11 protein-coding genes are annotated in these 8,723 nt (G+C 73.7%); 5 read left to right on the top strand and 6 right to left on the bottom strand.

All coding sequences use genetic code 11. The features are described 5' to 3' along the window. Positions 1 to 107 precede the first annotated feature (107 nt). Positions 108 to 497, bottom strand: coding sequence for a hypothetical protein (locus AE652_RS19925; RefSeq protein WP_049653418.1), 390 nt, complete (start codon positions 495 to 497; stop codon positions 108 to 110). 126 nt (positions 498 to 623) lie between these two features. Continuing rightward, positions 624 to 1,553, bottom strand: coding sequence for a LysR family transcriptional regulator (locus tag AE652_RS19920; RefSeq protein ID WP_049653417.1), 930 nt, complete (start codon positions 1,551 to 1,553; stop codon positions 624 to 626). 98 nt (positions 1,554 to 1,651) lie between these two features. Here AE652_RS19920 and AE652_RS19915 point away from each other — a divergent pair, with 98 nt between their 5' ends. Both AE652_RS19915 and AE652_RS19910 read left to right on the top strand, forming a co-directional pair. Beyond that, positions 1,652 to 2,143 carry a GNAT family N-acetyltransferase gene (locus AE652_RS19915; RefSeq protein WP_049653415.1) on the top strand — a complete coding sequence of 164 codons (492 nt, stop codon included), beginning with the start codon at positions 1,652 to 1,654 and terminating at the stop codon, positions 2,141 to 2,143. A 321-nt stretch (positions 2,144 to 2,464) separates the two neighbouring features. Continuing rightward, on the top strand, positions 2,465 to 2,911 hold the full coding sequence (locus AE652_RS19910) for a M48 family metallopeptidase (protein ID WP_049653412.1): 447 nt from the start codon (positions 2,465 to 2,467) through the stop codon (positions 2,909 to 2,911). 239 nt (positions 2,912 to 3,150) lie between these two features. On the opposite strand, the gene AE652_RS19905 is transcribed toward AE652_RS19910, so the two are convergent. Continuing rightward, positions 3,151 to 3,312, bottom strand: coding sequence for a hypothetical protein (locus AE652_RS19905; RefSeq protein ID WP_159028497.1), 162 nt, complete (start codon positions 3,310 to 3,312; stop codon positions 3,151 to 3,153). A gap of 376 nt (positions 3,313 to 3,688) precedes the next feature. On the opposite strand from AE652_RS19905, the gene AE652_RS19900 reads away from it, so the two are divergent. From AE652_RS19900 to AE652_RS19890, 3 genes are all read left to right on the top strand, one after another. Beyond that, the gene (locus AE652_RS19900; protein ID WP_049653410.1) at positions 3,689 to 4,462 is read left to right on the top strand and encodes a class I SAM-dependent methyltransferase; all 774 of its coding nucleotides are present in this window, start codon (positions 3,689 to 3,691) and stop codon (positions 4,460 to 4,462) included. A 78-nt stretch (positions 4,463 to 4,540) separates the two neighbouring features. Further along, complete coding sequence (locus AE652_RS19895) at positions 4,541 to 5,203, top strand: TetR/AcrR family transcriptional regulator (RefSeq protein WP_063780201.1); 663 nt, start codon at positions 4,541 to 4,543, stop codon at positions 5,201 to 5,203. Beyond that, entirely contained in the window at positions 5,200 to 5,838 is a 639-nt protein-coding gene (locus tag AE652_RS19890; protein ID WP_049653406.1) for a VC0807 family protein, read from the top strand. Before AE652_RS19895 ends, AE652_RS19890 begins: the two co-directional genes overlap by 4 nt. A 34-nt stretch (positions 5,839 to 5,872) precedes the next feature. Here AE652_RS19890 and AE652_RS19885 read toward each other — a convergent pair whose 3' ends face one another. The 3 genes from AE652_RS19885 to AE652_RS19875 form a co-directional block, all read right to left on the bottom strand. Continuing rightward, entirely contained in the window at positions 5,873 to 7,090 is a 1,218-nt protein-coding gene (locus AE652_RS19885) for a glycosyltransferase (protein ID WP_049653404.1), read from the bottom strand. Beyond that, positions 7,087 to 7,884 (bottom strand): MerR family transcriptional regulator, encoded by a 798-nt coding sequence (locus tag AE652_RS19880; RefSeq protein WP_049653402.1) that lies wholly within the window; start codon positions 7,882 to 7,884, stop codon positions 7,087 to 7,089. Before AE652_RS19880 ends, AE652_RS19885 begins: the two co-directional genes overlap by 4 nt. A gap of 115 nt (positions 7,885 to 7,999) precedes the next feature. Further along, a partial coding sequence (locus AE652_RS19875) for a DUF6745 domain-containing protein (RefSeq protein WP_049653400.1) occupies positions 8,000 to 8,723 on the bottom strand: 724 nt, incomplete at its 5' end.

The following is an 8,723-nucleotide window of genomic DNA, read 5'->3' as shown; positions in this document are numbered from 1 at the left end:
GCGCCCCGCCCACCCGCCGACGCGCCCTCGCGGAGCAGCCCGCGGCGGTTCACGGAGCCGGCCGTCGACCGCCGCGGTGCCCCGGCCGGCGCCGGCCGGGCGTTCCGCTACCGTCCGGACTCCTCCGCCCCGACCCCGGCGGTGACCTCGGCCAGCTGGTCGAACGTGCGGTTCAGTACCGACCGGCGTTCGTCCTTGTAGCCCGGGGAGGGTTCCAGGTCGTCGACGGTCCGCTCCCAGACGGCCATGAACGCCGCCTTCCAGCCCGTGATCACGTCGGTTTCCGGCAGCTGGTGGACACCGTGGCCGGCCCGCGCCATGACGTGCAGCAGCTCCAGGTTGCACGGCACGGCGACGCCCCAGTACTCGTCCGGTTCGAGCTCGACGGGATCGCCGGCCATCGCCTCGGCGACCTCGGTGACGAGCCGGTCGATGAGGACCGACAGGTGGTCCAGAGCCGTGTCGCTCTCGAAGTTCCCACTGCCCCACGTGCCCACGAGGTCTCCTCTGAAGGGTGCCGCCGTCTGTCCCCGCCATCGAAGCAGGCGGCACTGACACCGCCGGGCGGCCGTCCGGTCGCGGCGACAGCGACAGCGCCTTCCGGCGGCCGAGGGCCGGACCGCTCAACGGGCCCACGCTCCCCCGTCGTTCGACCGTTCACCCCGGCCCGCCACGGATTCGGACACCGCGACGAAGGCCCGCACGAGGGGGCGGTCGTCTCCTCGGCGGGTGGCCAGGAAGACCCGGCTCACGGCGGAGGGCCCGTCGAGTTCGAGGCTCCGGGCGCCCTCGGGGAGCAGCGTGGTGACGCTGTGGGGGGCGATGGTGACACCCAGGCCGGCGGCGACCAGCATGGTGATGGTGTGCCAGTTCGAGCACTCCTGCGCGACCCGGACCTCGTTGCCGGTGTCCCGGATCGGCCGGGTGTTCACGTCGAAGGCGCGGGCCCCCGCCGAGCGCGGGAAGAGGATCAGGGGGTCGGAGGCCAGCGCCGCCGGCTGCACCCGCTCCCCCCTCGCGGCGGGGTGGTCGGCGGGGACGACCGCGACGAACCGTTCCGTCGCCAGGAGCGCGAGGTCGATGTCGTCGCGCTCCTCGGCGTCCCGGACGATCCCGATGTCGGCCGTGCCGCGTTCCAGGGCTGTCAGGACGTCCACGGTGAAGCCGTCGTGGAGCCTGACCTGGACGTCCGGGCGGCGGAGCGAGAAGGCGCGGAGCCGTTCACTGACGATCGCGGTGGCGGAGGTGATGAAGGCGACGTCCAGGCGGCCCGCCTCGCCGCGGCCGACCCGGCCGGCCTCGTCCAGATCGGCGGCCAGCCGGCCCAGGATGTCCCTCGCCCGCGGCCGGAACGTCACCCCGGCGTCCGTGAGGCGGACGCTCCGGGAGGTCCGCCGGAACAGCTCGACACCGACGATCCTCTCCAACTGCCTGATCTGCTGGGACAGGGCCGGCTGGGCGATGTGCAGCAGCCGGGCGGCACGGCCGAAGTGCAACTCCTCGGCCAGCGCCAGGAAGTACCGCAGGTGCCGGAGCTCGATTCGCTGATCCATATGTCCAGCCTATGGATGGCGGCCGGCGTACGTATTGGACACCTGGGTGGGCGCGGCCGCAGGCTGACGTGGTGCCGTCCAGGGAAGGAACCCGCCCCGTGCCGTACGCCTCAACCCCGCCCGTGGTCTCCTCGATCGCCTCGCCGAGCGACGCCGAGGCGTTCCGCACGCTGAACGAGGAGTGGATCGCGCGACTGTTCACCCTGGAGGAGGCGGACCGGGCCGTGCTCGGGGATCCGTTCGGCCGCATCGTCGCCCCGGGCGGCGACGTGCTCCTGGCCCGCGAGCCGGACAGCGGAACCGTCGTGGGCTGCGTGGCGCTCCTGGTCCACCCCGACGCCGTGTTCGAGCTGGCGAAGATGGCCGTGGACCCCGACGCGCAGGGGCGTGGCATCGGCCGCCTGCTCGTGGCCGCCGCGATCGACCGGGCCCGCGAACTCGGCGGGACCAGGCTGTTCCTCGGCACCAACAGCAGGCTGGCCCCCGCCGTCCACCTCTACGAGGACGCCGGGTTCGTCAGAATCACCCGCGACCGGCTCCCGGTGGCCGACTACTACGCCCGCGCCGACATACTGATGGAACTGGGCTGAGGCCCGTGCCGCCCGTCCGTACCGCCCGCGCCTGTGCCCGCGCCTGCGCCTGCGCCTGCGCCTGCGGTGCGGACGGACGCGTGAACGGAGGAGGTCGGCATGGACAGTGGTCATCACGGTCGTGACGGCGGTGACTCGTGGCCCTGCGGTGCCGTCGTCGGCGGCGACGGGCCCTTCGGCAGCGGCGGGCCCTTCGGAAGCGGCGGCGGCCGTGGCAGCGGCCCGGCAGCCCACCGGTACGATCACGGCCCGGGGTTCGGGAGCATCGAGGAACGTGACGCGCCCGGTGCGCGCGAAGCACCTCAGGACGGGGGGACGGCCATGGAGTTGCCCGACGGGATTCGTACGGAGATCAGGGCCCTGTGCCAGGAGGGTGATGCGCTGATCGGACTGGGAGAGTTCGTCGAGGCCAAGCAGCGCTACCTCGAAGCCCTTCGGCTGCTGCCGGGCGACCACCGCACGTGGGCGGCCGCGACCTGGATCTACGTCGCGATCGGAGACGTGCACGTCCGACTGGGCGTCCACGACAGGGCCTACAAGTGCTTCCACAACGCGGTCCACTGCCCCGACGGACTCGGCAATCCGTACGTCCACCTACGGTTGGGCCAGACCGCCTTCGAGCTGGGCGACCACGACCGCGCCGCGGACGAGCTGATCAGGGCCTTCATGGGAGGCGGGCCCGAGATCTTCGAGGAGGACGACCCCAAGTACCTCGGGTTCCTGAGGACTCGGGCCGACCTGAACCGCTCGGGCGCCGTCACCTCCTGACCGCCTGCCACCGGGCGAGCCACCCGGAACCCCACCCCTGACCGCCCGGGGCCGGGCAGGAACCACGACGTCGAGCCCGGTCCGAGCCCCGCTGTGGCCGCTACGCGCCCGGGTTGACGCCGTCGGCAACTCCTCGGACCTGGGCCGGCCGCCGCCCGATCTCGCCTGGCACCCGGGCCCGGTGGGCCCGGCGTCGGCCGGCCCCACCGGCTCACGGTCCGACGCTTCCTGCTACGCGGTCAGCTCATCAGCACGCTGAACGCCCTCCCGCTACGCATGCTCGGCAGCCCCGCGCCCAACGGGTTCAGCAACCACGTGGCGCGGTCCGGGTTGGGCGACCAGGGCTCGGTGGCGACGAGCACGGACGGGCGCCCGTCCAGCCGCCCGGTGCCCGCAGGCACCTCACCGTCACCGGTCTGGACGTCCAGGGTCCCTACCGCCGTGCCCAGCCGCCCGACTGGCACCACCGGTAGCCCGCCCGGGGCCTCCCAGTCAGGAGAAGTCCCAACCGTCCACGGACACGGCCTCGACCTGGGCGTCGACGACCAGCTGGTCGAAGGCGCACTCGTCCGCATCGGTCCGCATCACGGCGGCGTAGGCACCGTCCTGCCGGTGGATCGGCCGGCCGTCCAGCGGCCACCGTTCCCCGCCCCCACCTCTCGACGGTTCCGTGACGGCCCCGAAAAACGGGTACTCGCCGCGGGTACGGCCGCGCCATGATGGCGCCACGGCGGACCGTTGCCGCTCCCGCCGACGCCCCCTGGAGGTCCTGACACCATGAGCCAGTCCGCCCTCGGCCGCTTCTACGACGATTTCGCCGACGACTACCACCTCCTCTACACCGACTGGAACGCCTCGCTCGCCCGTCAGGGCTCCGCGCTGGACGCCGTGGTCCGCGCGGCTCTCGGCAACGGCCCCGCCGAGGTGCTGGACTGCGCCTGCGGCATCGGCACCCAGGCGATCGGCCTGGCCGCCCTCGGCCACCGCGTCACCGGCACCGACCTGAGCCCGGTCGCCGCCGCCCGCGCCACCGCCGAGGCCGCCGAGCGCGGCCTCCGGCTGCCCACCGCCGCCGCCGACATGCGGGAACTCCCCTTCCCGGACGGTCGGTTCGACGTCGTCGTCTGCGCCGACAACGCGCTGCCCCACCTGCTCACGGCCGAGGACGTCCGCGCCGCGCTCGGTGAGATGCGACGGGTCCTGCGCCCGGGCGGACTGCTCCTGGTCACCACCCGCCCGTACGACGAACTGCGCCGCACCCGGCCCGCCTCCACTCCACCGCAGACCGCCGAGCACGGCGGCCGACGGTCGGTCCTCTTCCAGCTCTGGCAGTGGCACGAGGACGGCGAGCGGTACGACCTGGAGCTCTTCCGGCTGCTGCCGGACGAGGCCGACGAGTGGCGGGTCGCGGTCCGCCGCTCCACGTACTGGGCGCTCACCCAGGACGAGCTGAGCGCCTTCGCCGCCGAGGCCGGCCTGGCCGGCATCCACTGGAAGCAGCCCGCCGACACCGGCTTCTTCCAGCCCGCCCTGATCGCCCGGACGCCCTGACCTGCGCGGACGCGGCGGCCTGCCGTGGCAGGGCCCTTTTGCGCCTCCACTTTTGCCGATCCATGTTAATTTTTACTCATGCGAGTAAATCCTGACTCCTCTCCTGCCGCTCCCGCCTCCGGCCGGAGCGTCACCACTGATGCCCGACGCGCCCAGATCGTCTCCGCCGCGATCGGGACCGTCGCCGAACTCGGCTACGCCCGGGCCTCGTTCGCTCAGATCGCCAAGCGGGCGAAGCTCTCCAGCGTGCGGCTGATCTCGTACCACTTCCAGGACAAGGAAGACCTCTTCCAGGCCCTCGTCGACTCCGTCCAGGAGTCGGCGCAGGCCTTCATGCAGCCGCGCATCCATGCCCGGCCCGCACCCGCCGCGCAGCTGGCCGCCTACATCGAGGCGAACCTGGAGTTCCTGGCGGAACACCCGGTCGAGGTACGGGCGCTGGTGGACGTCCTCGCCAACGCCCGCCGGGAGGACGGCAGCCCGCTGGTCAGCTCCGCCGGCTTCGACACCCCCGTCTCGCTGCTGGTCCGACACCTGCGGGACGGACAGCTCAGCGGTGACTTCCGGCCGTTCGACCCCGAGGCGATGGCCCTGGCGATCCGTGCCTCGATCGATGCGGCCGCCAACCGCCTGTCCGCCGGGGACGACTTCGACGTCCGCGCCTACGGGCGCGAGCTGGTCACCCTCTTCGCCCTCGCGACGGGGACCGAGGCCGGGGCCGGGACCGAGGAGACGAAGTGACCCTCCACGCCGCCCCGCGCCGAACCGCCCTCCTCTTACCCCTGCTGATCGATCTCGTCCTTCCTCTCGCCGTCTACTACGGGCTGCGCTCGGCAGGCGCGGACCAGTGGTGGGCCCTGCTGTGGTCCGCCGCCGTACCCGCGGTCACCGTGGTGGTACGGCTGGTCCGAACCCGCCGCGTCGACTTCCTGGCCCTGCTGATCCTCAGCATGATCGCCCTCGGTCTGGTGCTCTCGATTCTCACCGGGGACGCCCGCACCCTGCTGATCCGCGAGGCCTGGACGGGCATGCTCGGCGGGCTCCTCGGGATCTGGCTGCTGGCCTCCGTCGGCTACGGGCGCCCGGCGCTGATGGTGGTCTTCCGCTCCTTCGTGCAGGCCAAGGCGGGCGAGGACGGGCTGCGCGCCTGGGAGGGACGCTGGGAGCAGGACTCCGCGTTCCGTCACGGCGTCCGGGTGCTCACCGCGGTCTGGGGCGCGGCCAGCCTGCTCAACGCCCTTGCCCAACTGGCCTTCGCGTACCTCCTTCCTATCGACACCGCCCCGGCGGCCATGAACCTGTGCTGGCCGGTGATCGCCGCGCCGCTGCTCGTCTTCCACCTCCGGTACACCAGGCGCCACGGCCTGCGGGCCTGACCGGAACGGGGCCAGGCCGTCCGCGCTTCCTCCACTACCCGCCCAAGGCCACCACCGCCTCCGCGACCCGGCCCGCGCCGTCCTCCTTCGCCAGGGCGCGGGCCGCCTCCTGCGCCCGTTCCCGCAGTCGCCGCTCCTCGACGGCCTGACGGATGGCCTGCGCCAGCCGGTCGGCGGTCAGGTCTGCGAACCGGACGGGAGCGGTGGCGGCACCGAGCCGGCGGAGCCGGTCGGCCCAGAACGGCTGGTCCGCCGTCACCGGGACCGGGACGCTCGGCACGCCCGCGCGCAGTGCCGCAGCCGCCGTGCCCGCACCCGCGTGGTGCACGACTGCCGCCATGCGCGGGAAGAGCCGGGCGTGCGGCAGTTCGCCGACCGTCAGCACGTCGTCGCCCTCCCCGGCGATCCCGGCCCAGCCGGCCTGCACCACGCCCCGGACTCCCGCCCGCCGCAGGGCCTCCACCGCCAGGGCGCTCAGCCGCTCGCCCTGCCCCGCCGCCATGCTGCCGAAGCCGATGAACACCGGCGGCGGCCCGGCCCGCAGGAAGTCCTCGACCTCGGCCGGGAGGCCGTAGTCCTCCGCCACGTACGGCCACCAGTTGCCGACCACCCGAAGCCCCTGCCGCCAGTCGGCCGGGCGCGGTACGAGGGTCGGGCTGAAGCCGTGCAGCACCGGCCAGTGCGCCCGCTCCACGGCCCGCCGGCGCGCGGTCTGGGAGAGCGCCGGGAGGCCCAGCCGCGACCGCAGCCGGTGTGCGGCCCCGGCGTGCAGGCGGTCGACGACCCGTTGGCCGAGCGCGCCCGCCGCCCGGTTGCCCCAGCTCCCCAGCGAGCGGCCGCCCCCGACGACCGGCGGGAACTCCCGTGTCGGCAGCGTGGGTTGCAGGTAGACCCCGATGCTGGGGACGCCCATCGCCTCCGCGAGGTGCCAGCCCAGCGGCGCGGTGGTGGTGCTCAGCAGGAGTAGATCGGCTCCGGGTGCGGCAGCGTCCGCGAGCCCGTCACCCAGTTTCCCGATGAACGCTGCGGCCCGCGCGAGCAGTTCGGAGCGCCCACCCGTCGGACCGGTGCCCGCCCCGCGCGGATCGACCGGGAGCGGGCGGAAGTCGAGGCCGCTGCCGGCCACCAGCTCGCGGAAGGTCTCGGGCGCCGCGAGCGCGACCTCATGCCCCGCACCGCGCAGGTACGCCCCGAGACCGGTGTAGGGGGCGACGTCGCCGTGCGATCCGGCGGCCGTGACGAGGATTCTCATCGAGCCTCCTCCTCGCGGTCGCTCCCGCTGTGCCGCTCGGCGTTGGCGCCGATCGCCGCACGCAGGTAGCCGGCCAACCCCGGGCGCTGCTCGGCCGGCGGGACGACGAGGGCGAAGGCACGGGCGTCCGCCTCGTAGTCGTCGGCGATCCGGCAGTGCATCTCCGGCGGGCAGGGCGTGAACCACCGGGTGATGTGCTGCCGGTGCTGCTCGGCGAGGTCCAGCACCGTCCGGTGGTCGACCGGCAGTGCCCGGTCGAAGGCCTCCAGCAGTCGGCCGCGCCACTCCGCGGCCTCCGCCATCAGCTGCCGCCAGTCCTCCTTGGAGTGGGTGGCGGCGCGGGCCAGGGCCTCCTGGTGGCTGTCCCGCTCGCCCCACTTGAGGTGGGCGTCGGCCGCGTAGCTGAGGTCGAAGACGACGTCCCCGAAGACCTCGAAGCGCTCCTCCGGACTCAGCTCGACCCCGGTGCGCTGGACCTCGATGGCCCGCTCGGCGACGTCGACCAGCTTCTGCAGCCGGGCGATCTGCTCGGTGAGGGCGTGTCGTCTCGCCAGCAGGTGGTCGAGGGCGTTGGCCTGCGGGTCCGCCAGGATGTCGGCGATCTCGTCGAGCGGGAAGCCGAGTTCCCGGTAGAACAGGATCTGCTGGAGCCTGGCGAGGTCCGCGCCGTTGTAGAGCCGGTAGCCGGCCGGGCTTCGCTCACTGGGCGTGAGCAGCCCGGACCGGTCGTAGTAGTGCAGGGTCCGGATCGTGACCCCGGCGAAGCCGGAGACCTGGCCCACCGACCAGCTCATGCGTCCCTCCGATCATCCGTGCGTTCACTGCGCCCCCACCGTGCGGCCTGACGTGGGGTAAGGGTCAACACGCGCAGCTCAGGGGCCTGCTCCGGATGCCGGACGGCGTCCTCGGTCAGGTCTCGCGCTGCGGGTGGTAGGCGGTCTCGGGTATGCCGAAGGTCCAGGCGACCCCGGCTCGCGCGGTGCGGGTGCTCGGGGGGACGCGCAGCCAGTAGGTGCGGTGGGTGCCGTCCGGCTCGGGCGTGGAGTTGACCACCTCGACCATCACCACCGGCTCGTCGTCGGGCAGGACGATCCGCCAGAGCACGCCGGTCTCGTCCCGGTGGACGGGCTCGGCGCCGGAGTCGGCCAGGTAGCGCTCGTAGCCGTAGTGCTCCAGCAGGACGCGGCGCAGCTCGGCGTTCTCCTCGGTGCGGATCCGCTCGGCCGTCACCTCGGCCAGGCCGGCCAGGAACTCCGGCGGGACGGGCATGCCGCGCCAGGCGTGCAGGGCGAAGCCGTCGGCGTACTCCAGGGCGGGCCCGTCCGCCCGGTCGAGCCGCCCGGCCTCGTCGCGGTGCAGGCCGGTCGGCCGTTCGCTGAGCAGGGCCACGTCCCGGTACGGCCACCACCAGCCGACCTCCCGGGCCAGTTCGGCCAGTGGTGCGACGGCGTCGGCGCTCGCCCCGGCGGCCTCGAAGGCGGCGAACCACGGCGCGTCGTGCTGGCCGCGCACGGCGTCCAGCAGGGCGAGCCGGACGGTGGTGCGACGGGCCCGGGCCTCCTCGGCCACCGCGGCGTCGGCCTCCCGGTCGGCCTCGGGGGCGAGCCGGTCGAGCACCGCGTTGCGCAGCCGG

The organism is Kitasatospora sp. MY 5-36 (genome assembly GCF_001182915.1).
GTDB lineage: Bacteria > Actinomycetota > Actinomycetes > Streptomycetales > Streptomycetaceae > Kitasatospora.
Note: the sequence above shows the minus strand (reverse complement) of the source record. Positions and strands in the feature narration are given on the sequence as shown.

Coding starts and splice junctions, on each gene's coding strand:
- AE652_RS19910 (WP_049653412.1), top strand. CDS start 2,465: ATGGAGTTGCCCGACGGGATTCGTACGGAGATCAGGGCCCTGTGCCAG.
- AE652_RS19885 (WP_049653404.1), bottom strand. CDS start 7,090: ATGAGAATCCTCGTCACGGCCGCCGGATCGCACGGCGACGTCGCCCCC.
- AE652_RS19920 (WP_049653417.1), bottom strand. CDS start 1,553: ATGGATCAGCGAATCGAGCTCCGGCACCTGCGGTACTTCCTGGCGCTG.
- AE652_RS19880 (WP_049653402.1), bottom strand. CDS start 7,884: ATGAGCTGGTCGGTGGGCCAGGTCTCCGGCTTCGCCGGGGTCACGATC.
- AE652_RS19900 (WP_049653410.1), top strand. CDS start 3,689: ATGAGCCAGTCCGCCCTCGGCCGCTTCTACGACGATTTCGCCGACGAC.
- AE652_RS19895 (WP_063780201.1), top strand. CDS start 4,541: ATGCGAGTAAATCCTGACTCCTCTCCTGCCGCTCCCGCCTCCGGCCGG.